This window comes from Mycobacterium sp. 29Ha, assembly GCF_032883055.1.
Lineage (GTDB): Bacteria > Actinomycetota > Actinomycetes > Mycobacteriales > Mycobacteriaceae > Mycobacterium > Mycobacterium gallinarum.
This window is the reverse complement of the sequence record NZ_JAMQTI010000015.1, coordinates 1-22,500: the sequence shown is the minus strand read 5'-3', so window position 1 is coordinate 22,500 and position 22,500 is coordinate 1. Positions and strand designations below refer to the sequence as shown.

Annotated in this window: 25 protein-coding genes and 1 pseudogene; 15 read left to right on the top strand and 11 right to left on the bottom strand. The window is 64.7% G+C overall.

What is annotated here, in order from left to right:
* Positions 1-5 precede the first annotated feature (5 nt).
* The 5 genes and pseudogenes from M1248_RS19685 to M1248_RS19665 all read right to left on the bottom strand — a co-directional run bounded on the left by M1248_RS19685 (position 6) and on the right by M1248_RS19665 (position 4,148).
* The gene (locus tag M1248_RS19685; RefSeq protein WP_317149476.1) at positions 6-479 is read right to left on the bottom strand and encodes a hemerythrin domain-containing protein; all 474 of its coding nucleotides are present in this window, start codon (positions 477-479) and stop codon (positions 6-8) included.
* A gap of 12 nt (positions 480-491) precedes the next feature.
* Positions 492-932 (bottom strand): OsmC family peroxiredoxin, encoded by a 441-nt coding sequence (locus M1248_RS19680; RefSeq protein WP_317149475.1) that lies wholly within the window; start codon positions 930-932, stop codon positions 492-494.
* A gap of 131 nt (positions 933-1,063) precedes the next feature.
* Positions 1,064-2,898, bottom strand: a pseudogene (locus M1248_RS19675) (acyl-CoA dehydrogenase).
* A 77-nt stretch (positions 2,899-2,975) separates the two neighbouring features.
* A complete protein-coding gene (gene folE / locus M1248_RS19670) occupies positions 2,976-3,572 on the bottom strand; it encodes a GTP cyclohydrolase I (protein ID WP_317149474.1) in 597 nt (198 codons plus the stop codon).
* Positions 3,573-3,668: 96 nt separating this feature from the next.
* The gene (locus tag M1248_RS19665; RefSeq protein ID WP_317149473.1) at positions 3,669-4,148 is read right to left on the bottom strand and encodes a DoxX family protein; all 480 of its coding nucleotides are present in this window, start codon (positions 4,146-4,148) and stop codon (positions 3,669-3,671) included.
* Positions 4,149-4,239: 91 nt separating this feature from the next.
* On the opposite strand from M1248_RS19665, the gene M1248_RS19660 reads away from it, so the two are divergent.
* From M1248_RS19660 to M1248_RS19640, 5 genes are all read left to right on the top strand, one after another.
* Positions 4,240-5,010, top strand: coding sequence for a helix-turn-helix transcriptional regulator (locus M1248_RS19660; RefSeq protein WP_317149472.1), 771 nt, complete (start codon positions 4,240-4,242; stop codon positions 5,008-5,010).
* A 73-nt stretch (positions 5,011-5,083) separates the two neighbouring features.
* Complete coding sequence (tal, locus tag M1248_RS19655; protein ID WP_317149471.1) at positions 5,084-6,190, top strand: transaldolase; 1,107 nt, start codon at positions 5,084-5,086, stop codon at positions 6,188-6,190.
* A 169-nt stretch (positions 6,191-6,359) separates the two neighbouring features.
* The gene (locus tag M1248_RS19650) at positions 6,360-7,610 is read left to right on the top strand and encodes an NAD(P)/FAD-dependent oxidoreductase (RefSeq protein ID WP_317149470.1); all 1,251 of its coding nucleotides are present in this window, start codon (positions 6,360-6,362) and stop codon (positions 7,608-7,610) included.
* 54 nt (positions 7,611-7,664) lie between these two features.
* On the top strand, positions 7,665-8,177 hold the full coding sequence (locus M1248_RS19645; protein WP_317149469.1) for a hemerythrin domain-containing protein: 513 nt from the start codon (positions 7,665-7,667) through the stop codon (positions 8,175-8,177).
* A complete protein-coding gene (locus M1248_RS19640; protein WP_317149468.1) occupies positions 8,174-8,485 on the top strand; it encodes a hypothetical protein in 312 nt (103 codons plus the stop codon). Before M1248_RS19645 ends, M1248_RS19640 begins: the two co-directional genes overlap by 4 nt.
* Before the next feature lie 207 nt (positions 8,486-8,692).
* Here M1248_RS19640 and ctaD read toward each other — a convergent pair whose 3' ends face one another.
* From ctaD to M1248_RS19625, 3 genes are all read right to left on the bottom strand, one after another.
* Positions 8,693-10,435 (bottom strand): cytochrome c oxidase subunit I, encoded by a 1,743-nt coding sequence (gene ctaD / locus M1248_RS19635; protein ID WP_317149467.1) that lies wholly within the window; start codon positions 10,433-10,435, stop codon positions 8,693-8,695.
* Between the two features lie 122 nt (positions 10,436-10,557).
* On the bottom strand, positions 10,558-11,490 hold the full coding sequence (locus M1248_RS19630) for a nitronate monooxygenase (protein ID WP_317149559.1): 933 nt from the start codon (positions 11,488-11,490) through the stop codon (positions 10,558-10,560).
* A 71-nt stretch (positions 11,491-11,561) separates the two neighbouring features.
* Entirely contained in the window at positions 11,562-11,852 is a 291-nt protein-coding gene (locus tag M1248_RS19625) for a DUF2249 domain-containing protein (RefSeq protein WP_317149466.1), read from the bottom strand.
* A 47-nt stretch (positions 11,853-11,899) separates the two neighbouring features.
* On the opposite strand from M1248_RS19625, the gene fdxA reads away from it, so the two are divergent.
* From fdxA to M1248_RS19575, 10 genes are all read left to right on the top strand, one after another.
* Positions 11,900-12,244, top strand: coding sequence for a ferredoxin (gene fdxA / locus M1248_RS19620; RefSeq protein WP_317149465.1), 345 nt, complete (start codon positions 11,900-11,902; stop codon positions 12,242-12,244).
* A complete protein-coding gene (locus M1248_RS19615) occupies positions 12,244-12,939 on the top strand; it encodes a helix-turn-helix transcriptional regulator (RefSeq protein ID WP_317149464.1) in 696 nt (231 codons plus the stop codon). The genes fdxA and M1248_RS19615 overlap by 1 nt, the downstream gene beginning before the upstream one ends.
* A complete protein-coding gene (locus M1248_RS19610; RefSeq protein WP_317149463.1) occupies positions 12,936-13,364 on the top strand; it encodes a hypothetical protein in 429 nt (142 codons plus the stop codon). The genes M1248_RS19615 and M1248_RS19610 overlap by 4 nt, the downstream gene beginning before the upstream one ends.
* Positions 13,365-13,399: 35 nt before the next feature.
* Positions 13,400-13,687, top strand: a complete 288-nt coding sequence (locus M1248_RS19605) for a hypothetical protein (protein WP_317149462.1) — start codon at positions 13,400-13,402, stop codon at positions 13,685-13,687.
* A 17-nt stretch (positions 13,688-13,704) separates the two neighbouring features.
* Positions 13,705-14,082: a cupin domain-containing protein gene (locus M1248_RS19600; RefSeq protein WP_317149461.1), complete on the top strand. Its 378-nt coding sequence runs from the start codon at positions 13,705-13,707 to the stop codon at positions 14,080-14,082.
* A 258-nt stretch (positions 14,083-14,340) separates the two neighbouring features.
* Positions 14,341-15,012 (top strand): hypothetical protein, encoded by a 672-nt coding sequence (locus M1248_RS19595; RefSeq protein ID WP_410506696.1) that lies wholly within the window; start codon positions 14,341-14,343, stop codon positions 15,010-15,012.
* Between the two features lie 246 nt (positions 15,013-15,258).
* Entirely contained in the window at positions 15,259-16,713 is a 1,455-nt protein-coding gene (locus M1248_RS19590) for a catalase (protein WP_317149460.1), read from the top strand.
* A gap of 109 nt (positions 16,714-16,822) precedes the next feature.
* Positions 16,823-17,014 carry a ferredoxin gene (locus M1248_RS19585; protein ID WP_163732460.1) on the top strand — a complete coding sequence of 64 codons (192 nt, stop codon included), beginning with the start codon at positions 16,823-16,825 and terminating at the stop codon, positions 17,012-17,014.
* 954 nt (positions 17,015-17,968) lie between these two features.
* Positions 17,969-18,484 (top strand): DNA starvation/stationary phase protection protein, encoded by a 516-nt coding sequence (locus tag M1248_RS19580; RefSeq protein WP_317149459.1) that lies wholly within the window; start codon positions 17,969-17,971, stop codon positions 18,482-18,484.
* 74 nt (positions 18,485-18,558) lie between these two features.
* The gene (locus M1248_RS19575) at positions 18,559-18,870 is read left to right on the top strand and encodes a hypothetical protein (protein WP_163732465.1); all 312 of its coding nucleotides are present in this window, start codon (positions 18,559-18,561) and stop codon (positions 18,868-18,870) included.
* 564 nt (positions 18,871-19,434) lie between these two features.
* Here M1248_RS19575 and M1248_RS19570 read toward each other — a convergent pair.
* The 3 genes from M1248_RS19570 to M1248_RS19560 all read right to left on the bottom strand — a co-directional run.
* On the bottom strand, positions 19,435-20,610 hold the full coding sequence (locus M1248_RS19570) for a hypothetical protein (protein ID WP_317149458.1): 1,176 nt from the start codon (positions 20,608-20,610) through the stop codon (positions 19,435-19,437).
* 180 nt (positions 20,611-20,790) lie between these two features.
* A complete protein-coding gene (locus M1248_RS19565; protein WP_317149457.1) occupies positions 20,791-21,306 on the bottom strand; it encodes a GreA/GreB family elongation factor in 516 nt (171 codons plus the stop codon).
* 518 nt (positions 21,307-21,824) lie between these two features.
* Positions 21,825-22,500, bottom strand: a 676-nt coding sequence (locus tag M1248_RS19560) for an FAD-dependent oxidoreductase (protein ID WP_317149456.1), incomplete at its 5' end; no start/stop codon positions are given.

The window sequence follows — 22,500 nt, the reverse complement described above, 5'->3', positions numbered from 1 at the left end:
GCGTCTCATCGAACAGCCTGCTGGCAAGCCCATCCGTCCGGGATGCGGCCGGTTTCGATGAAGCGGGCCAGTTCCGCGCTTACCTGGGCTGGAAGTTCGCTATCGGCATGCGGATAGATGATGGGTTCCTCTTTGGAGTTGTGCTGCTCGAGTTGCCCCAGCAGCCGATGGCACGTATCCCGCAACTGTTCACTGTCGCCTGTGCCAACGAGTAGATCGGCGAGGACGTCCATGGTGCGCCACAGTTCGCCGTGTTCGCGCATCATTACAAAGATCGGCATGGTCATGCCGGCCTCGCGGATCGGAGGGAACAGGATGGTCTCCTCCAGGTAGATGTGTCGGCGCAGCGCTTCCAACGCCGCGTTCAGCAGCTCCGGTTGCACGCAGCCGCCGTCGAGCTTCCCGATGAAAGTCGCTATTGCGCTGTCTATTTCGTGGTGCTCACGCTTCAGAACGACCGATAGAATCCCAACGGGCATCGCTTTCTCCCCCTAGTCGAGCTTGGCATCGACGCTGATCTTCGCCCCGGCGAACAACCGCGACACCGGACACAACATTGCGGCCTCATCCACCACGGCGGCGAAGGCGTCGGCATCCAGCCCCGCCACCTGTGCCCTGACCTTCAGCCGGGACGTGGTGATCGTCGGGACCTCGTCGACGGCGTCCAGGGTCACGGTGGACTGCACCTCCAATCGTTGTGGCGGCGTGTTGTTCTCGCCCAACTTCAATGCCAGCGCCATCGCGAAACAGGAGGAATGTGCTGCCGCCGCCAGCTCCTCCGGGCTGGTCTTTCCGCCCGGCTGTTCGGTTCGGGATGCCCAGGTCACCTGCAGGCCGTCCAGCGCTGCGCTACTGCCGTGCGATAGCGTGCCCTCGCCAGAGGCTAGAGGGCCCTCCCAGGTGGTCTGCATGGCGCGATCGGCGATGCTCATTGTCACGAACTCCTTTACTGTCTGCACTCCCGGCGCCGAGGTGGACATGTGCGGCAGGAGTGGATGGATTGTTTCTACAAATACGAGTTGCGTACTACTGGCCACGGGTTGTCCCCGACTATGACTGAAGTTCAGAAGGCCTCCTCGGGCATTTCCATGACCGTCAGGTCAACAGCGTCGATGATGCGCCGCTGGGCGGCCAGCAGCGGCAGCATGTTCTTCGCGAAAAACGTTGCGGTGGCGACCTTCCCGATGTAGAAGGCACGATCATCCTGCGCCGCAGCGCCGTCCAGCGCGTTGAGCGCGATCTCGGCCTGCTGCAACAGCAGCCAGCCGATGAGCACATCACCGACAGCGAGAAGGAACGGCACCGCCTCCAGACCGACGAGGTAAAGCTCTGCGGCATCGTGCGCGGAGTCGAGCAGATAGCCGGTCAGCGCGGCGACCATGGCCTGCAGATCCTCCAGGGCCTCAGCCAGGAGTTTGCGGTTGTCGGCGAGTTCGGGCGGGCGGTGGCGCTGTCGAGGAATTTCTGCACCTGGCCGACGACGTGGCCCAACGCCACACCCCGATCACGGGCGATCTTGCGGAAGAAGAAGTCCTGCGACTGAATCGCGGTGGTGCCCTCGTAGAGGCTGTCGATCTTGGCGTCGCGGATGTACTGCTCGATCGGGTAATCCTGCAGGAAACCCGAACCACCCAGGGTCTGCAGCGATTCGGTCAAATGCTGGTAGGCGCGCTCGGAACCCACGCCCTTGACCACCGGCAGCAGCAGATCGTTGACCCGGTGAGCCAACTCGGCGTCGGCACCAGAGGCGATCGCGGCGACCGTCGGGTCCTGATGGGCGGCGGTATAGAGATAAAGCGCCCGCAGGCCCTCGGCGTAGGCCTTCTGGATCAGCAGTGCCCGGCGCACGTCGGGATGGTGGATGATCGTGACGCGCGGCGCGGTCTTGTCGGTCATCTGGGTGAGATCAGCACCCTGCACCCGCGTCTTGGCGAAGTCCAGCGCGTTGATGTAACCGGTCGACAACGTCGAAATCGCCTTGACGCCCACAAACATTCGCGCGTATTCGATGACCTTGAACATTTGCGCGATGCCGTTGTGGATGTCACCGACCAGCCAGCCGGTCGCCGGCAGCCCATGCTCACCGAAGCTCAGCTCGGTTGTCGCCGAAACCTTCAGGCCCATCTTGTGTTCCAGACCGGTCACGAAGACACCGTTGCGTTTCCCCGGCTCACCGGTCTTCGGATCGGGCAGGAATTTGGGCACCAGAAACAGACTCAACCCTTTGGTGCCGGGTCCGGCGCCCTGCGGGCGGGCCAACACAATATGCATGATGTTCTCGAACAGGTCATCGCTGTCCCCGTTGGTGATGAACCGCTTGACACCTTCGATGTGCCAGCTGCCGTCGGGCTGTTCGATCGCCTTGGTGCGTTCGGCGCCGACATCGGAACCCGCGTCGGGTTCGGTGAGCACCATCGTGGCGCCCCAGTTGCGCTCGATCGCCATCGCCGCCCACTGGCGCTGTTGTGGGTTGCCGATGTCGTAGAGGATGTCCGCGAATTGCGGACCGGCCAGATACATGAACACCGCCGGGTTGGCCCCGAGCACGAACTCGTTGATCGCCCAGGCGACCATCGCCGGTGCGGGCACCCCACCGACATGCTCGTCGAGGCCGATCCGGAACCATTCGCCGTCGCGCCACGCCCGCAGCGACTTCTTGAACGACTCAGGCAGCGCTACCACATGGGTTTCGGGGTCGAACGTCGGCGGGTTTCGGTCGCCGTCGGCGAAGGACTCCGCGACCGGTCCGGCCGCCAATTTCGAGGCCTCAGCCAACATCTCGCGCACCGTGTCGCCGTCGAGGTCGCCGAACACTCCGGTGGCCAGCGCCTTGTCCAGGTCGAGCAACTCGAAGAGATTGAACTCGAGATCTCGCACGTTGCTCTTGTAATCACTCATGTCGAGCGCCTTTCCAGCCGCGGCAGGAGGGTGAAGGTCTGCATGACGAACTCCTTGGGCGATCGGCCGCCACGCCGTTAGGTGTTGGCGCCGGTCAGTGCGAAGAACTCCTGGCGTGATCGCGGGTCTTCGCGCAGGGTGCCCAGAAGGGTGGAGGTGATGGTCGCCGATCCGGCGGCCTGCACGCCTCGCAGCGTCATGCAGGTGTGCTCGGCCTCGATGACCACGCCGACGCCGCGGGGCTGCAGCTGTGCGTCGAGCCAATCGGCGATCTGTTTGGTGAGTCGTTCCTGGCGTTGGGGTCGGCAGGCGAAGTGCTCGGCGACGCGGGCGAGCTTGGATAGCCCGATGATGCGCGCGCCGGGCAGATACCCGATGTGGGCGATCCCGACAAAGGGCAACATGTGGTGCTCGCACACCGACCGCAGCGGCAGGTTGCGCGAAATGACGAGTTCGTCGTAGCCCTCGTCGTTGGGGAAGGTGGTCAGATCGAAGGCCCGCGGTGTGAACAGCTCGGCGTAGCCGCGCGCCATCCGCGCGGGGGTGCCGGAAAGACTTTCGGAATCCAGTGAAATCCCCAGGGCGCGAAGGAATGCCGCGGCGGCGACTTCCGCGGCGGCCAGATCCCGCTCCGCCGAGGGGTGCACGAGTTGCAGTGCGGCGCTGGAATGCATCGGGGGTTCCTTCCGGGAGACGAGAGGATCCCTCCGTTCACCCGTCGCAGGCGTAGTGGCGCCGGATGAACGGAGGGAGGCACATGGTGGGTTCGACTACCTGACAGGGGTATCGGTGCCCGACCTGGTGCGCCGGTGCCAGGCCGGGTCGTACACGAAGGCCAGACGGCCCAAGGTCAGCGCGGCCAGCAGCAGCCCGAAGTCGCGCAGCGCGATGTCGTAGAAGCCGGGGTAGCTCACCAGGTTGACGATGATGCCGGCCAGCCAGGCGGCGACGATGTAGGCGGCGTAGCGCGGCTTGATCGCCACGGCGATGCCGGCCACGATCTCGATCACTCCGACCACCAGCATCACCTGGTGCGCGCTGATCGGGCTCAGGTCCACGATCCACGGCGCCAGGTAGGTCTCCCAGTTGGTGAGCACGTTGGTGAATTTGTCGAGGCCGAACACGATCGGCAGCACCGTGAATCCGATGCGCAGCAGCAGAAACGCCGCGTAGCGCGGATCGGAACGGGCGCGCTGCAAGATCTCGGAGGGGGTGTGGGCGGCTGAGCCGGGTAGTGCTGAGGCGGTCATCGCAATCTCCTTTGTAAGACCAATCGGATCTGCTTTTAGAATCTGCCTCTCACGCCTATTTGTCAAACTTCTTTGGTGTTAGAATTGGGGTATGCCCATCAACCGCCCCGCCGACCTGGCCGCGCTGAACGGTCTGCGTCACCTGGACGACCCGTTGCGGCGGCAGCTCTACGAGTACGTGATCGAAAGCGATGGGCCGGTTTCGCGTGAGCAGGCCGCTGCCACCGCGTCGATCGGACGCACGCTGGCGGCCTACCACCTGGACAAGTTGGCCGAGGCGGGCCTGCTGACCGTCAGCTACCAACGACCCCCTGGACGTGGGGGGCCGGGGGCGGGGCGCCCGGCCAAGCTCTACACCCGAGCGGCCCGGGAACTCACCGTCAGCGTTCCGCCCCGCGACTACGAACTGCTCGCCAGATTGCTCGTCGCCTCCGTTGAGCAGGATGACAGCGGAGCAGTGCAATCCGCCGTGAACGCGGCCGCCGCCGAAGCCGGCATGCGCGCGGGCAGCGAGACAGGCGGCAACGTCCTTGGGGCGCTGCGCAACTGTGGCTACCTGCCGCGGGCCGGCGATGACGGTCGCATCACCCTGCGAAATTGTCCGTTTCACACGGTCGCCCAAGATCACCGAGACGTCGTGTGTGGGCTGAATCTGCGCCTCGTGCAGGGGGTTATCGCGGGTTGCGGTGACCCGCGCGCGCACGCCGAACTCGATCCAGACCCCGAGCGCTGCTGCGTGGTGGTGCACAACGTGACCCCGCCACGGGCACGCCTGTCGCCGCCGCAGGCATCGTCGCGGCGCAGTCCCGCCGACAGCGCGTCGGCGCCCAGAGGAAAGGCGAAGGGGAAGAGGTCACCATGACGTCCTTGACGCGGTCGCCGTACAGCACGGCTGACCGCACAATCAGCGAGCGACCCGACAGCCGGTGGCGGCCATGACACGACTCGAGAGCCTCTACACCGAGCAGCGGCAAAGCCCGTGGCTCGACAACCTCACCCGCCCGTACTTGCGCGACGGCACACTGGCCGGCTTCGTCGCCGACGGGATACGCGGGGTGACAGCCAATCCGACCATCTTGGCGAGAGCCATCGAAGGCTCCGATGCCTACGACACCCAGTTCGACCTACTCACCGCCCAGGGCTATTCGCTCGGGGATGCCTACTGGGAACTGGCCATCCAGGACGTCACCGATGCGCTGGCGGTGTTGCGTCCAACGTTCGACAACTCGCACGGCAGCGACGGTTTCGTGTCGATCGAAGTCGCCCCGGAGTTGGCGCGCGACACCGAGGCCACGATCGCCGCGGCTACCCGATTGCACGAGCGCATCGCCCGCCCCAACCTGCTGGTGAAAATCCCCGCCACCGCCGAGGGCATCCCGGCGATCGCGGCGCTGATCGGTCAGGGGTTGAGCATCAACATCACGCTGATCTTCTCGCTGTCGCGCTACGAGCAGGTGATCGAGGCCTACCTGCAAGGCCTGGAAACCCTCGCCGAACGCGGCGGCGTTCTCGCGGCGGTCCGCAGCGTGGCGTCGTTCTTCGTCAGCCGCGTCGACACCGAGGTCGACAAGCGGTTGGAGCAGATCGGCGGTAAGGACACCTTGGCGTTGCGCGGACGTGCCGCAGTGGCCCAGGCACGTCTGGCCTACCAGATGTTCCGGAACCGATTTGCCGGTGAGCGGTGGGAGAAACTCGCCGCCCGCGGCGCCCGTGCGCAGCCCCCGTTGTGGGCCTCGACGTCGACGAAGAACCCCCACTACCCCGACACCCTCTACGTCGACAGCCTGATTGGTCCCGACACCATCAACACCATGGCCGAGGCCACCATCACCGCGTTCGAGGACCACGGCACCGTCGCGCGCACCGTCGATACGGGGATCGAGCAGGCCGAAAGAGTCATGCACGACTTGAAGACAGTGGGGGTCGACATGGATGACGTCGGGCACGCCCTCGAAGACCAAGGCGTCGCCGGCTTCCACAAGTCGTTCGCCGATCTGCTTGTCACATTGGACGCCAAGGCACGACGGGTGACCCAGCAATGATCGCCGTTGCGGCGAGCCCGCGCACAATAGCCTTCGGGGACCGGCGCTCTCGGGCGGGTCGTCGACAAGCTCAGCGTCCCAGTACAAGGTCGCCGCAATGCAGCACCGCAACGAGATTCGGGCGGCGTGCGCGTGCCCGCACTACTTCGAAGACAGGGATAACCCACACATGAGCACACAACAGACTTTTGTCATCGTGGGCGCCGGGCTGGCCGGCGCCAAGGCAGCCGAAGCGTTGCGCACCAACGGATTCGGCGGCAAGGTCATCCTTATCGGGGCCGAGACCGAGCGCCCGTACGACCGACCGCCCCTGTCGAAGGGCTATCTGCAGGGCAGCACCGAGCGGGAAAAGATCTACATCCATCCCCCGCAGTGGCGCCTCGAACACGACATCGACCTGCGTCTGGGCACGCGAATCACCGAAATCGACTGCACTGCACACGAAGTGACCACAGCCAGCGGACAGACGCTGGGCTACGACAAGCTGCTCGTGACGACGGGTTCTTCGCCCCGGCGCCTTGAGGTGCCCGGTGCCGACCTGGCCGGTGTGCATTACCTGCGCACTGTCGCCGACAGCGACGCATTACAGGAGACCTTCGCCGCTGCGCAGCGGGTAGCCATCATCGGGGCCGGCTGGATCGGCTTGGAGAGCGCGGCCGCCGCCCGGGCCGCCGGCTGTCACGTGACCCTCATCGAGCGTGCAAAGCTGCCCTTGCTGGGCGTCCTCGGCGCCGAGGTGGCCGAAACCTACGCCGCGCTACACCGCGCGCACGATGTCGAGCTGCGGCCCAGCGTCGGGGTGGCCGAAATCATCGGCGCCAGCGACAAGGCGACCGGCGTGCGCCTGGTCGACGGCGACGTCGTTCCCGCCGACGCAGTCGTGATCGGCGTGGGCATCACGCCCAACACCGAACTGGCCGCCGCGGCGGGCCTGACCATCGACAACGGCATCGTCGTCGATGAGCACCTGGCCACGACCAACCCCGACGTATTCGCCGCCGGCGATGTCGCCAACTCCTACTACCCGCTGCTGGGCACCCACCTGCGCCTCGAGCACTGGTCGGCTGCCCTCAATCAAGGACCGGTCGCGGCGGCGAACATGATGGGCACCCTCACCTCCTACGACCGCGTGCCCTACTTCTTCTCCGACCAATACGACTGTGGCATGGAGTATTCCGGCTATGTCGGGCCGGGCGGCTACGACGAGGTCGTCTTCCGCGGCGACGTCGCCAGCGGCGAGTTCATCGCCTTCTGGATGCGCGATGGGCGGGTGCTGGCCGGTATGAACGTCAACACCTGGGGTGTCACCGATGCCATCGAGGCGCTTGTGCGCTCCGGTGCACGCGTCGATCCAGCCGAGCTTGCCGACCCCGAAGTGCTGTTGATGTACCTCGCCGGCAATGCGACCAGCGATCGGTAGCACAACCGCGCCGAGGGCGAACGGATTATTTGACAGTTAGAGATAGGAGCCGCAATGGTGACACCAGTGCGGACGGCGGGGCGGTCATTGCCCGAGGCCGTCCTCGATGCAGAGCTCCGTCGGCTGGCTGAAGACGATGCACTGCTGCTGCGCGGTGTGCAGCGCCGTGCCGCCTCGGTACTGGCCCTGGCCGCAGCCAGGACGTGGCCGTACGCGGAGTTAGACACTTTGACCGCATTCCTGCGAGCCGCGGTGCTGCCTCACGCCACAAACGAAGAGGATCGTTTGAACCCTGCCGGGGTGGCAGCACCGTTCACGCAGCTGCGCGCAGAGCACGCTCACATCTATGCCCTCACCGACCAGCTCGAGCACATCGACGCCGCCTCCTGCACCCTGCCGGAACTACGACGAATGGTCGACGGTCTTGAGCATCACATGATCACCGAGCACACCGCGCTCGTCGCACTGCTCGCCGCCCTCGACGACATGCCCTGCCACGCCGACCCCGGCGCACCCGTGAGCGCGCCCGATCTCGTTGGGAGAACCCAATTATGCAAACACGTATGACGACGAACGACGTCGAAAAACGCTGGCATGACCCCGCCGCGTTTCGCGCAGCATCAGTGTATGTCGCATCGATCATCGCCGTGGCCGGCCTTGCGTTCATTCTGTTTCTGCTCATCGGCCGCGAGGTGCCGCTGTCGGCGCTGGGAACCCCGATCGTCCTTCTGGTCGGCGGGATCGCAGCGTTCATCAAGACCTATCGGGTCTGGCGAGCCGGCGGAACATGGCCCATCTGGCATGGCGCTGGATGGATTTTGTTCACCCTCATGCTCGTCAGCCTGAGCATCCCAGGAATGGCGATTTCACCCTGACTTACGAAGTCGGAGTATGCAGTCCAGTTCTCAGCCGTCGCCGAACTGTGGCGTTAGATAGGTGCGACGGCGCCGCGCCTACCGCTGCGTGCCACGTGGATTCATCGACAATCGTGCGGGGCCGTTATAGCCATGGTCGTCGCATAGCAAGGCCTGTGACGACTTCGTGGTTCGTAGTCTGAGGCCATCTCCAGCGCCGGGCCCGGCTCATTGACCGGGAGGCTGGTTGCGGCTTGCAACGGCAGTGTCGTCCGCGGCCACAGCGGAACGGCGCCCGCGCTCGATGTGGGCTTCGGCGCGCATCCGCTCCGACATGTGGGGGTAGTGCAGTTCGAAAGCTGGCCGCTCCGAACGGATCCGGGGCAGCTCGGTGAAGTTGTGCCGCGGCGGCGGGCAGGTGGTGGCCCACTCCAGAGAGTTGCCGTAGCCCCACGGGTCGTCGACGGTCGTCGGCTCGCCGTAGCGGTAGCTCTTGAAGATGTTCCAGACGAACGGCAGCATGGATACGCCGAGGGTGAACGCCCCGATCGTTGAGACGACGTTGAGCGCCTGGAATCCGTCGGTCGGCAGGTAGTCGGCGTAGCGGCGCGGCATGCCTTCGTTGCCCAGCCAGTGCTGCACCAAAAAGGTGGTGTGGAAGCCGATGAACGTCAGCCAGAAGTGCAGCTTGCCCAGCCGCTCGTCCATTAGCCGGCCGGTCATCTTCGGGAACCAGAAATAGATGCCGGCGTAGGTGGCGAACACGATGGTGCCGAACAGCACGTAGTGGAAGTGCGCGACCAGGAAATAAGTGTCGGTGACGTGGAAGTCGATCGGCGGACTGGCCAGCATGACCCCCGAAAGACCGCCCAGCAGGAAGGTGGTCATGAAGCCCACCGAGAACAGCATCGGTGTCTCAAATGTCAACTGCCCGTGCCACATCGTGCCGATCCAGTTGAAGAACTTGATGCCGGTCGGGATGGCGATCAGATACGACATGAATGAGAAGAAGGGCAGGAGTACGGCGCCGGTGGCGAACATGTGGTGCGCCCACACCGCGGTCGACAGGGCGGCGATGCTCACGGTTGCGTACACCATGGTGGTATAGCCGAAGACCGGTTTGCGGCTGAACACCGGAACGATTTCGGTGATGATGCCGAAGAACGGGATCGCGACGATGTACACCTCGGGGTGGCCGAAGAACCAGAACAGGTGCTGCCACAAGATCACTCCGCCATTGGCCGGGTCATAGATATGTGCGCCGAGGTGGCGGTCGGCGGCCAGCCCGAACAGCGCGGAGGTCAATAAGGGGAAGGCGTACAGGATCATGATCATGGTGATGAGGATGTTCCAGGTGAAGATCGGCATCCGGAACATCGTCATCCCCGGTGCTCGCATGCACACGACCGTGGTGATCATGTTGACCGCGCCCAGGATGGTGCCGAGGCCGGCGATGATCAGGCCCATGATCCACAGGTCACCGCCGGCGCCCGGGGAGTGGATGGCGTCGCTCAGGGGCGTGTACGCCGTCCATCCGAAATCCGCGGCGCCCCCCGGGGTGAGGAAACCGGACACGGTAACGAGAGCGCCGAACAGGAATAGCCAGTAGCTGAGCGCGTTCAAGCGCGGGAACGCCACATCGGGTGCGCCGATCTGCAGCGGCAGAATGCAATTGGCGAAGCCGAAGACGATCGGGGTCGCATACAGCAGCAGCATGATCGTGCCGTGCATGGTGAACAGCTGGTTGTACTGCTCGTTGGAAAAGAACTGCAAACCCGGCGCGGCAAGCTCGGTTCGCATGAACAGCGCCATCACTCCGCCGGCCATGAAGAATGCGACCGAGGTGACGATGTACATCATCCCGAGCAGCTTGGGGTCAGTCGTCGTCACCACCCGGTATATGAACGTGCCCCTGAGTCCACGACGCTGCGGGAACGGCCGGGTGGGGGTCAGTTCAGCGACGGCGCTCACGGCGTGCCCACACCGGCACGGGGATAGGCGATTTCGTGCGCCATGTGCACCAACTCCTACATCGCTCCTATTTAACGGACTATAGCCCGTTAAATAAGATTTGTTAAGGGCGCGCGGGCAGGCTAGGGCGTAATGAAGCGACCGAGCAGTCGGGCAGCTTGGCCGCTTAGTTGTTCGATCACCTCGGCTGCGGGACGGACGGTTCGCAGCATCGCGACGCCCTGTCCGGCATTGATCGGTGCCAGCTGGTGATCGTCTGCGGCGATGGCCGCTGCCAGTGCCTCATGGGCATGATGGTCGGCGGACAGCTCCTGCTCGTGTCCGTGCCAGCGGTCGGTGAATCTGTTGCGCAGCACCCGTTCTGGGATCGATACCGGCCATGGATATCGCTGGGCGATATCGAAGACGCGGGTGCTCACGGTATCGGTGTCCTGCGCGGCCCGCAGTTCGCGGCGCACCTCGTCGGAGGACAGTGTTTCGGTGCAGGCACAGAATGCGGTGCCCAGCCACGCCCCGGAGGCACCGGCGGCCAAAACGGCTGCCAGAGCGCGGCCGCAGGACACTCCGCCGGCGGCAAGGACGGGCACGGGCAGGTGATCGAGGATGGCCGCCAACAGTGGCAGGGTGCCGACGGTGGGCTCTCCGTGCCCGCCTGCTTCGGCTCCGCGGGCGATCACGACGTCGCATCCGGCCTCGGCTGCGCGCTCGGCGGCCGCAAGGTCGCCGACCTGGGTGGCCGCGGTGATACCCGCGTCGTGCGCGCGCCGAATCCAGGAGAAGTCCTCGCCGAAACTGACGGACAGCAGAGCCGGTTTGGCGGCGATCGCCGCGGAGAGCAGTTGGGGTTCGCTCTCAATCACCCATGCGACCAGGCCGATGCCGAACGGGTGGCCGAGCTCGCGCAGGTGCCGGAGTTGTTCATCGAGCGCCAAAGCGCAACCGGCGCTACCGATCCCGACCATGCCCAGCCCGCCGGCACGCGAGACCGCTGCGGCCAGCGCGCCCCCGGCCACTCCCCCCATTGGCGCGTTGACGATCGGCGCGTCAAGGCCCATCGCGCGCGACCAGTCAGTCGACAATGTCGTCACAGTGTTTCCTCTGCACCCCGTCGTTGACGTGGTGGTTGTCAGGGCAGGCCGGCTGGCCCGGGTTCGGTGATTCGGATGATCCGGATCCGCCAAAGTCTGTCGGCCTGGCTGCCCTGCAGATAGCGCCAGTCATAGGCGCCGGGCCGGTAGCGGGCGAACTCCTCGCGCAGGTGTATCGGGTCGTGGCTGTTGACGAGCACGAACGACTCGCCGGCGGCTAGTGAGTCGAAGCGGGCGAAGATCATCGGGTGCCGTTGGGGTTTGGGTATCTGGCGCACGTCGAGCTCGTCGGTGTCAGCGGTTGCGTGCGGATCGTCGTAGAGGGTCATGAGCACATCCTATTCCTACAAGTGATAATTGGAGTAATGTCGTGGCCATGACATACGTGATCGGAGCACCGTGCGTGGACATCAAGGACCGGGCCTGCGTGGACGAGTGCCCGGTGGACTGCATCTACGAGGGGGCACGGATGCTCTACATCCACCCCGACGAGTGTGTCGACTGCGGCGCGTGCGAACCGGTATGCCCGGTGGAGGCGATCTACTACGAAGACGACCTGCCCGAACCGCTGCGGCCCTACATCGATGAGAACGTCAAGTTCTTCACCGACACCCTGCCCGGGCAGGCCGATCCCCTGGGCTCACCGGGAGGAGCCGCGAAACTCGGCGTCGTCGATGCCGACACCCCGATGGTGGCGGCGCTGCCGCCGCAGGGCGACTGATGCCCACCGACGCGACCACACCCAAACCGGGGATGGGCCCCCCGGGGCGCCGCGACGTCATCCTGGCGATGTTGCGGGCCTCGGCCGAGCCGCGCAGCATCGCCAGCGTCGCCGATGAACTCGGCGTGCACCCGAACACGGTTCGGTTTCACATCGACGCGCTGGCGCGCGCTGGCCGCGTCGAGCAAGTCCTCGGTGACTCCGCCGGTCGCGGCCGTCCCCCGCTCCTGTTTCGCGCCAGCCGCCGGATGGACCCGACAGGGCCGACCAACTATCGGCTGCTGGCCGGCATTCTCACCGACTATCTGGCCCGCGAACCCGACCCCGCCACCGTCGCCACCCAGCTGGGCCGTGCGACGAGCCCGGCGCTGGTCGAGCCTCCCGGGCGGCGTCGGGCACCGTCGAAAACCCGCGCGGTCACCGAATTGGTGGAGTTGTTGGCGGAGTTGGGTTTTGAGCCCGAACCCGCGGACGGTCCGCGTACACGCGAGATCCGGTTGCGGCACTGTCCTTTCCAGAATCTGGCCGAAGAACACGGCGAGGTGATCTGCTCGGTGCACTTGGGCTTGATGCAGGGCGCGTTGAGTGCGATGCGCGCCCCGGTCACGGTGGATCGGCTCGACCCGTTCGTCGAGCCCGACTTGTGTGTGGCACACCTGGCTGCCGCGCCGTCAGGTGATCGAGCATCCTCATGACCGAGATCGCTATCCGGGTGGCGGCCGCTGCCACGCTGATGTGGCTGGGAATGGTTTTGGCGATCTCCTTTCTGGAAGCACCGCTGAAGTTTCGCGCCGAAGGTCTCGAGTTGGCGGTGGGTCTGGCGATCGGGCGCGTCGTGTTCCGTGCCCTCAACAGCGTCGAGTTGATCTGGGCGGTGGTCATCGCGACATGCCTAATCCTCGGCGGGCCTTCGAGCCCGCTGGTCGCGGTGGGTGCGGGGATCGCCGTGCTGCTGACCGTTCAACTCCTGTTTGTGCAGCCCCGGCTCAACCGGCGATCGGCGTACGTACTGGCCGGCCACGAGGCGCCCCGCTCCCGGGCGCACCACGCCTACATCGGGTTGGAGGTGCTCAAGGCGGCCGCCCTGGTCGTCCTGGGCGCTGCCCTGCTGGCGGCATGACCAACCCGACAACGACACATGGAAGGAGAAGTCACATGAGCGTTCATCAGCCAGAACTCGAGGCGCTCGGCGATCACGACTACCTCGTGCGGTTTGTGCGGGACGAGGACACCGTAGTCGTGCGCGTGTACGCCGACCCTGCCGTGGTTGCACAGATCGCTGAGAACGAGCAGCGCGTCGTCGAGGCAACAGCGGCCTACCTAATTGACCGTCAGAGCGCCGACGACTTGCCCGAGCAGGTCGACCTCGACGCGGTCGCCGCGGCCTACGACGGATATATCGCCGACCTACACCGGCAGCTGAGCCGAACGTCGAGCCCCTGAGAATCGCGATAGCCACCATGGACAAAATCTCCCTGACCGTGCTTAGCCGACAGCAGCTGGCGGCCGCGCACGACAGCCCCAGCGGCCGCAGCGCGCACACCGTCTATGGCGGACATCAACATACGTTGCGCCAAACCGTAATTGCCCTGACCGCGGGCACGCGTCTCGACGATCACGACAGTCCCGGCGAGGCCACGTTGCAGGTGCTACACGGACGAGTCCAGCTGACCAGCGCGAACACCCGTTGGGATGGTCGCCTCGGCGATCACCTCGTCATCCCCCCGACCCGCCACGGACTACACGCGCTTGACGACAGCGTCGTACTGCTCACCGTCGCCAAATCCGTTCAGCGCTACCGCGAATCCATCTATGACGACGACCTGCCCGGGCTATGAAGCTTGGCGACCACACTCACGGCCACCGACGCCGACCTACGTGCGCGCTGTCGGAATCCGACAAAGCGTCGGGGCCTCGTTGTCTGGCTACGGCAATCGTTGCGCGGGAGATCCAGGCCACGATGGAAAGCATCGAATGGTCGAGCTGTGGAGGTGGGTGATGGTCACCAGCGTGCGGATGGATGGCACCGCTGCTGATCACACCGGTAGCAGTCGGTGCAGCGCCGGACGTAGGCGAGTCGCCGAAGGGTGGCGTCGATGAACCCCCACCGTCCCCACGATCAACGCGCGACGGCTCACCATCGGGCTGGCGCAGCCGAGATGGACACCTTCACGGTGCGGTTGCCTCGGTGGCCTGTCGTGCTGCGGCTGGTCGGTCGCGATCCACTGGTGCGCACGACCGATCGGATCGAGGCGCTGGTGTTGGTGCTGGCTGTCGTGGTGTCGCTGCTCGCGCTCCCGATCACAGCGGCCGTGGGCACCGCGGTCTATGACTCGAGCCGTCACCTCTACGCCGAGCAGGCCCATACCCGCCACACGGTGACCGCGACGGTCGCCGACGTCCCTGCCTCCCAACAAATCTTGCGAACAGGTACCACCACCGTTGCCGCCCGATGGACGGCCGGCGACGCCGAACACACCGGCACGGTCAAGGCGCAATCAACAACCCAGACCGGTGACTCCATTGAGATCTGGGTCGACAACACCGGAGCGCAGGTCCCCGCACCACTGCCGACCACACGCGCCGCCGTTGAGGCGGCAATGGGCGCGCTCGTGATCTGGATTAGCGTGGCCGCCATCGCAGCGACCCTGTTCACCGTCACCCGGGCCGTTTGTGACCGTATCCGTTTCGCCGGATGGCAACACGATCTCGACAACTTGGTCGACAACAGCGGTGGACATCATCCCGGCCGCACGTCGGAACGGTGACGCCGTGATTGCACCGCCCTCCACCGGCCCCGCATCCGGCCTGCCAAGAACCGCGACCAGCGCCAACGATTCATCCACAGTCGGCCAAGCGCTGGGCGGCGACGACAGACATCGCGCGACGGATCCGCACACGACCCAATCACGCTGGCGCGCTGTGCATACCGAACACGCCGTGCACGAGATGACTTGCCGGCCACATCGGCCCAGTAGATCCCGAATACCCACCCTCGACCGAAAGACAACGACATGACCGACACGACACCCATACCGCCGACGACGACCGATGCCGGCATCCCGGTGCAAAGTGACGAGCACTCATTGACCGTCGGACCCGACGGGCCGATCCTGCTGCACGATCACTATCTGATCGAACAGATGGCGGCGTTCAACCGCGAGCGCGTCCCCGAGCGCCAACCACATGCCAAGGGCAGCGGGGCCTTTGGGCGCTTCGAGGTCACCAATGACGTCAGTGCGTTCACCAAGGCAGCGGTGTTTGCGCCCGGCACCACCACTGAGACGGTGATCCGGTTCTCCACTGTGGCCGGTGAGCGCGGCAGCCCAGACACCTGGCGCGACGTGCGCGGTTGGGCGCTGAAGTTCTACAGCACAGAGGGGAACTACGACATCGTCGGCAACAACACTCCGGTGTTCTTCCTGCGCGACCCGCTCAAGTTCGGCCATTTCATCCGCTCGCAGAAGCGCCGCGCCGACAGCAACCTGCGCGACCACGACATGCAGTGGGATTTCTGGACGCTCTCACCAGAGTCCGCCCACCAGGTCACCTACCTGATGGGCGATCGCGGTATCCCGTCGACGTGGCGGCACATGAACCTCTACGGCTCCCACACCTACATGTGGATCAACGCCGCCGGCGAAAGATCCTGGGTCAAATACCATTTCATCACCGATCAGGGCGTGCAGAACCTGACTCAGGCCGAGGCCGACGAGCTGGTCAAACTCGATACCGATCACCACACCCGTGACCTGTTCGAGTCGATCGATCGTGGCGAGCGCCCGTCCTGGACGCTGAAGGTGCAGATCATGGGATTCGACGAGGCCAAGGCCTACCGGTTCAACCCGTTCGACCTGACCAAGGTGTGGCCGCACGCCGACTACCCGCTGATCGAGGTCGGCAAGCTGACGCTGGATCGCAATCCCACCGACAATCACAGCCAGATCGAGCAGGGCGCTTGGGAGCCGTCCAACATGGTGCCCGGAATCGCGCCCAGCCCGGACAAGATGCTGTTGGGCCGGATGTTCGCCTACGCCGATGCCCACCGCTACCGCATCGGAGCCAACTACAACCAACTCCCGGTCAACGCACCCACGTCGCCGGTGCACTGCTACAGCACCGCCGGTCACATGCGTTACCAGCTGGCCACCGATCCGGTGTACGCGCCCAACTCCAAGGGCGGGCCCGCCGCCGACACCGCCCGTTACGGCGATGCAGGGGGTTGGCACACCGATGGTGACATGGTGCGCACCGCCTACACGCTGCGCGCCGCCGACGACGACTGGGGCCAGGCCGGCACCCTTGTCCGCGATGTGATGGACGAGGCCGAACGGGACCGATTGGTGGACAACGTCGTTGATCATCTTCGGGCCGGCGTCAGCGAACCGGTACTGCAACGCGCCTTCGACTACTGGCGCAACATCGACCGTGACCTCGGCGATCGGATCGAAAAGGGTGTCCTGCAATGAGTCCACCCATCGCGAGGGCATCGCTGGCCGCAACGGCGTTCATCACGGTGATCCCCGGCATCCTCGGACAGCCAGTATCTAACTCAAGGCGAGGTGAAGGAGGACGCATATGCGTGTCGTAGTGGACCGTGACCGCTGTGAAGGCAATGCCGTGTGCGTGAGAATTGCGCCTGAGGTGTTCACACTCGACGATGACGATTACGCCGTGGTCACTGCCGACCCCGTCCCGGGCGGCCAGCAGGCGCTCGCCGAGGAAGCCATCGCCGAGTGCCCGCGCGCGGCCCTGTCGCGCAAAGATTAGGCGGCGCCAGGTCACATTTTGATGGAAAGTCCGACACCAACACTGCGTCGGTAATTCGAGTCGAGACCGGACCGTAGCCACCGTTGCCTGCCGAAACGGTGCCGGGCCTGAGGAGAAGCGGCCGACAAATTGAGCCGCAGACGAGTGGTGGCGGACCCCTGTCCAGGGCGGCCCGCCCACCCTAGGTGGACCGATTAAAACCTGTGGATGGTTAGCAACTCAGCGTCACGTATGCCGTCTTGTTTACAGTCGTAGCGATGTTCGGCGCAGACGTGCCGAGCACGTTTCCCGGCACACCGGAGTCGGACGCGAGTATGTTCGGCCCGGCGCCGACGAACACGCGTATGCCACAACATCGAAAATTCGGCATCGTTTTCGGGCCTGAATGATGTTGCGGCATCCTGGTTGTCGGCGGGCGCCCGCTCAACTGGCGGGTTTCGACCGAGACTCCAGCTTGTTCAACAGCAGAACCGCCGCGCTCGTGCTGTCGAAACTCGACAAAGCCAGGCAGCGAGATTGTTCAGTGCGGGCAAGTCCCAGACCTACACCTCGCGCGACGATGGAAAGAGTCGATCGCTGCTGCCGGGGAGCCCATAGTCCCCCACCAAGTCGACCGCTGCAGGTAAAGCAACGAGAGCAGTCAACGAATATGTCAAAGGAGCACGAAGTGGTGGATTCGAATGAGCCCTGGGTTGGCTGGGCGGCAATCACCGTGGGTGTGGGCGCGGCCGTAGCGGACTTCGCGGCGAGCTCTACGCAGGTGGCGTGACAACAGGCCCGAGTTAGTGGCGCGTGCGCAACACTGGATTGCCGCGACGTCACAGCAGCGTCCGAAGTATGCTGTCCCCCTCACTTTTGGCGAAAGAGATTGCCGTAGAGATAGTTTCGGCAACAACGTGCCATAGCCAGTTGCCCTCATTATGCAAATGTTCAATCAAATCGAAGGAGTCATTGATGTCTAGCCACTACACCGTTCCGAGTTTGTCCGACAAACAGGGAGCTGAGGTCGCCGCGATGCTGCAAACACAGCTGAGCCGATACAACGGCTTGCACCTGACCCTCAAGCACGTGCACTGGAACGTTATCGGTCCGAACTTCATCGCGGTACACCAGATGATCGATCCCCAGGTGGCCCTTGTACGGGGCTACGCCGACGAAGTCGCCGAACGCATCGCGACGCTAGGCGGATCGCCGCGGGGCACTGCGGACGCGATCATGAACGAGCACGGCTGGACTGAGTACCCGCATGATCGAGACTGTGCCGACGTCCATCTGGCCGCGCTCGAGCGAGTCTACAGCGGGGTCATCGCCGAGACGCGCGAAAACGTCAAGCGCTTAGAGGATTTGGACGTCGTTACCCAAGATGTCCTGATCGGGCATGCGGCCGAGCTGGAGAAATTTCAGTGGTTCCTACGAGCTCACCTGGAAACCGCCGACGGCTTCATCAGCCGGTTAGCTCGGGGGGCCTAAACGGCCGCCGCAGAACGAAATTGCAAATGCACGGCGCGTGACTTGTTGCGAGCATTGACAAAGGATCCAGACCGATGACCCACGATGTCGAGAAACGATTTGATCGGCCCCCCACATTCCGAGCAGCCGCGCGGTATGCAGGGGCGTTCGTCGCAGTGGCCGCGGTGGCATTCGCCGTCTACGCATTCACCGCGCGGGAATCGGTGATCGCGGCCTCACTGATCCCGGCAATTCTGCTGGCCGGCGGGATCGGCGCATTCGTGAAGACCTACCGGGTGTGGAAACACCAGGGCGCGTGGCCGGCATGGCAGGGCGCCGGATGGTTCCTGCTCGTGCTGATGCTGGTCACTCTGTCAATCCCTGGTGCTGCGATGTACGCCGCGTAGAAGCAGGATCAACTCGCGTCCGCGCTATCCCGCGCCCGAAGCGACATACAATCCTCGCCGATGCCGCCAGGCCACGATCTCGGCGGCGTCGGCGCGCAAAGCGCGCACCTTCCGCCGCCGTATGGTCAACGCTATACCGAGGGATCGCGATACTGTTCGGCGCGGGGGCGGGCGGTTTCTGATGGCGCCGCGTTCGGGCACGCGTTCGCACTCGGCGAAGACGCCGTCACACGTCACACTCGCACTGTCGACTCAGGTGGTCCCCGGGGCACTGTCGTTTCCCGACGGCTGCTCGACACTGCGACGCGCATCATCTGACGGCTGTTCGTAGGCCGGCTGCACAACACTGGCTCCGCGGTTTCAGCGCTCGTCCGCTAATACCGTGGACAATGGGCGATCGCTGCGGGCCGATGCCGTGCCGTGAATGGCCTACCGTCGCGTTGTGAACGCACCGGACTCGCTAATGCTCGGCGTCGGCAGCCGTCGCAATCTGGCGCTGTCAGGGCCCGTTCAGGATTCACCAACCGGCGGCAGCGTGATTCCGTTTCGTATCCGCCGTGTATGTCACCACCGCAGCAGCGCAGCGACTCCGGCTGCGTCGGCCAGCTCGCCGGCGGCCGCGCCCTCGATAGGAGTGATCAGTGCGGCGGTGTCGAGGGCGCGCTCGACCAGCCGTTCGGTCAACCGGGGTTCCGGTCGCGGCTGCTGGCTGCCGGGGCCGACCTCGTCACCGCCATAGAGCGCATCGTCGGCATCGACAGCTCCCGTGTACCGAACCTGTGGGTCATACACCAAGTGCGCGACCCTGCCGGCGTTCAAGGCGGCGGCCACTTCGGACAATCCTAGGGCTGCCATTCCCGCGCCTGCGGCGTCGCCGATTCGCGCCAGCAGCCGTTTTTCACGGTCCTTGTGTTCTTTGTGGACCTGCTCGGTGACCGCGTCGGCCAGAGCGGCGTCACCAAGCCCGTACAAGTTCCGGGGGTCAGCGATGATGTTGTCGCGCAGCGCTTGCGGGAACAACGAAATCATTGTTTCGGTCCACCGTTCGCCGCCGCTGACCAGGATCCGATCCCAGCCGAGCTTTTCGGCAAGTTCGACTGAACGCATGCTGACCCGTTCTAAGAATCGCTGTGCGCGTTGTCTTTCCCGAGATTGACGCTGTTCACGCATCGGCGTGTGGAGCTGCCCCTTCGGGCCGCCACCGATTTGGCCAGCGCGCTCGTGCGGCGCCTGAACATATTGCTGCTGCAGCCGGTCGACCGTCGTCACCGAGCCGAGCCGCCACTCCAGCAGACGGGCCTCTTCGGCGGTGACGAGGACGACCCCGGCCGGGCTGCCTTCGTCGACGAGCTCCAGTAGCGGGTGGATGAACGGGCCGTCTTCTAACACCATCCGGGTGGGTGCCGGCATCGCGCTCTCCAGTCGCACGATCCAGTCAGCACCTAGCGCGGCGAAGGCGATGCGGCCTCGCCCAGATGCGATGGGGCTTGTCAGGGTCTCCAACTGCGGCCATAGCCGCTCTAATTGGGCGGCGATCTGATGGCTTCGATCGCCGCCACTGCCTTGGCTGATCCGGTGCTGCAGCTCGACGAATCTGTTTCTAAGGTCGATTGCGGCGGCCCGCAGATTCGGGTCTTGATGGGGGTCAGCGTTTACGTAGACCGATAACACGCCGAGCGGGTCGGTGCGTCGGGAGAGGTCCCGCAGACCAATATCGTCAAGGCGGTCAATCATGACCATGATGTGTCACCTGTTCCTTTCATCGGTGTGTCGAGTCGCTAGCGGGATGCTCTGATCGGACACGTCGGACACGTTCGCGCGACTGCGTCGGTGTTTGGCCGGCTGCGGAGCCGATGGGTCGCGCGTGAAAATATATGTGTTCGAACATATTTGGACGCCCACACGGGTTTACTCAAGGATTCACGCAGCTCGGTCGCCGTTATCCGACCCGGATTTTGGCTGGGGCGCCCGCTGCGCACCGGAGCCGATGTCGGGTGTGTTCAATCTGACCCGGGACGCCGGCTCGACTTTCAGCACCGTGACCGCGATCGGGGCTGTTCCGGGCAGGATGCAGGTGCGGTGTTCTCCAGGCCATGCGCCGGCTACGGCGCGGCCTATCGGGGATCGCAACGGGTAGATCTTGTTGTCGTGGTCTCCGGCCCCATAGCCGCCTAGGACGAAGGTGTCGATGTGGCCGGAGTCGTCGTAGTAGACGGTGACCGCCATGTCGGGCGCGGCGATGCGGTCATCTGTCGAATCGTCCACGACGATCGCGTCGGTGAGTAGCGTTTCAATGGCACCGATGCGCGATTGCCGCGCTCGATAGTCGTCGCGATTTTCGTCGGTATCCATGTAGTCGTCGGGGACTTCGATGCCTGGACGGCCTCGCAGCGTCGCGAGTTCCTTCTTCAGGCGGATTCGGGCCTGTCGTGTCATTGAAATATGTTTCTTTATGGGCATTTCGGTATCTCGTTCTGCGTGGGTGCCGTGAGGACGGGTGCCCGTTGTTTGGGCTTGCGGCAGCTGTGTCAGCCGGCCGTCGTGTCGGCGGCTACGTTTGGCCACTGTCGGTCGTCGCGACCTTGAGGGTCTCGGCCATACTGCTGCTACCTCAATGGTCGTCGACATTGGCCCACGAACAGTTGCCTCTCGTCGACAATCATTGGCACGCCCGTTGTTGTGCTCCGACAACGCATATCGTGGCCGCTACGAGGTGAGGGCTCGGGGTTCGCCAACCGCCAACGAGCTGGTGAAATCCACCCGCGTGCTGTGTTCCCCATCATGTTCCCTTTCATGGCAGGTGGCCTGCCACCGACTCGTACTAAATCGCCGTGCACAAAGCGGTGGTTCTTCAGGAGCGCTGGGTCCTGGCCAGTGTTGACATCCTTTCCGACCCGGGTTGGCGTAAGGCCGTTCGGCCGGAATCAAGCCGCGCTCGGTATCTCGCGGGTTGGCTAGCGCAGCGATCGGCGCAGCGGATCGAACGCCCGCAGGATCTCGGGCTGTTTACCGGTAGTGATCTGTTCGGCCAACAACCGGCCGGTCACCGGGCCCTGCGCTAGCCCCCACATGCCGTGGCCACCAGCCACATACACGCCCCGGGAAATCTCACCAATTAGGGCGCGACCGTCCGGGGTGACCGGGCGCGGACCCACCCAGACGTCGCTGCGTTCCGCCCAGCACACACCTTCAAGCAGTGGGCCGGCTGACGCGACGATGGCGCGCACCCGCTGCGGTATCACCGGTTCGTGCGGGTCGCGGAATTCCATGGTGCCCGAGACCCGCATGGCCCCTCGGTACGGCGTGCACGCCACCCGCACGTCCGGCAGATAGATGGGGGTGGGCATCGGGCGGTCCACTGGCACGGTGAACGAGTAGCCGCGACCGGCCTGCACCGGAACCGACACTCGATTACCGGCCAGCCGCGACAGCCACGCCCCGGTCGCGATCACGGCAGCATCGGCGGTCAGCGACGGCCCGCTGGATAAGTGCACCTCTACGGAGTTGCCTGAGCTGAACACGCCTGTGACTTCCTCGGTGCGCAGCGTTGCGCCTCGCTCCTGTACGGCTTGGCCTAGGTGTACTGCCCAGGCAGGTTGGTTGAGAAAGTGTGACGACTCGCTGTAGCGG

Bases quoted from the DNA above. Each gene is read 5' to 3' on its own strand.
- M1248_RS19595 (WP_410506696.1), top strand. From the start codon at position 14,341: ATGAACCCCCACCGTCCCCACGATCAACGCGCGACGGCTCACCATCGG.
- M1248_RS19665 (WP_317149473.1), bottom strand. From the start codon at position 4,148: ATGACCGCCTCAGCACTACCCGGCTCAGCCGCCCACACCCCCTCCGAG.
- M1248_RS19580 (WP_317149459.1), top strand. From the start codon at position 17,969: ATGTCTAGCCACTACACCGTTCCGAGTTTGTCCGACAAACAGGGAGCT.
- M1248_RS19575 (WP_163732465.1), top strand. From the start codon at position 18,559: ATGACCCACGATGTCGAGAAACGATTTGATCGGCCCCCCACATTCCGA.
- M1248_RS19650 (WP_317149470.1), top strand. From the start codon at position 6,360: ATGAGCACACAACAGACTTTTGTCATCGTGGGCGCCGGGCTGGCCGGC.
- M1248_RS19565 (WP_317149457.1), bottom strand. From the start codon at position 21,306: ATGACACGACAGGCCCGAATCCGCCTGAAGAAGGAACTCGCGACGCTG.
- M1248_RS19625 (WP_317149466.1), bottom strand. From the start codon at position 11,852: ATGACCCTCTACGACGATCCGCACGCAACCGCTGACACCGACGAGCTC.
- M1248_RS19615 (WP_317149464.1), top strand. From the start codon at position 12,244: ATGCCCACCGACGCGACCACACCCAAACCGGGGATGGGCCCCCCGGGG.
- M1248_RS19570 (WP_317149458.1), bottom strand. From the start codon at position 20,610: ATGGTCATGATTGACCGCCTTGACGATATTGGTCTGCGGGACCTCTCC.
- M1248_RS19660 (WP_317149472.1), top strand. From the start codon at position 4,240: ATGCCCATCAACCGCCCCGCCGACCTGGCCGCGCTGAACGGTCTGCGT.
- M1248_RS19685 (WP_317149476.1), bottom strand. From the start codon at position 479: ATGCCCGTTGGGATTCTATCGGTCGTTCTGAAGCGTGAGCACCACGAA.
- M1248_RS19640 (WP_317149468.1), top strand. From the start codon at position 8,174: ATGACGACGAACGACGTCGAAAAACGCTGGCATGACCCCGCCGCGTTT.
- M1248_RS19645 (WP_317149469.1), top strand. From the start codon at position 7,665: ATGGTGACACCAGTGCGGACGGCGGGGCGGTCATTGCCCGAGGCCGTC.
- M1248_RS19605 (WP_317149462.1), top strand. From the start codon at position 13,400: ATGAGCGTTCATCAGCCAGAACTCGAGGCGCTCGGCGATCACGACTAC.
- folE (WP_317149474.1), bottom strand. From the start codon at position 3,572: ATGCATTCCAGCGCCGCACTGCAACTCGTGCACCCCTCGGCGGAGCGG.
- fdxA (WP_317149465.1), top strand. From the start codon at position 11,900: ATGACATACGTGATCGGAGCACCGTGCGTGGACATCAAGGACCGGGCC.
- M1248_RS19680 (WP_317149475.1), bottom strand. From the start codon at position 932: ATGAGCATCGCCGATCGCGCCATGCAGACCACCTGGGAGGGCCCTCTA.
- M1248_RS19585 (WP_163732460.1), top strand. From the start codon at position 16,823: ATGCGTGTCGTAGTGGACCGTGACCGCTGTGAAGGCAATGCCGTGTGC.
- M1248_RS19600 (WP_317149461.1), top strand. From the start codon at position 13,705: ATGGACAAAATCTCCCTGACCGTGCTTAGCCGACAGCAGCTGGCGGCC.
- M1248_RS19630 (WP_317149559.1), bottom strand. From the start codon at position 11,490: ATGGGCCTTGACGCGCCGATCGTCAACGCGCCAATGGGGGGAGTGGCC.
- M1248_RS19610 (WP_317149463.1), top strand. From the start codon at position 12,936: ATGACCGAGATCGCTATCCGGGTGGCGGCCGCTGCCACGCTGATGTGG.
- M1248_RS19590 (WP_317149460.1), top strand. From the start codon at position 15,259: ATGACCGACACGACACCCATACCGCCGACGACGACCGATGCCGGCATC.
- tal (WP_317149471.1), top strand. From the start codon at position 5,084: ATGACACGACTCGAGAGCCTCTACACCGAGCAGCGGCAAAGCCCGTGG.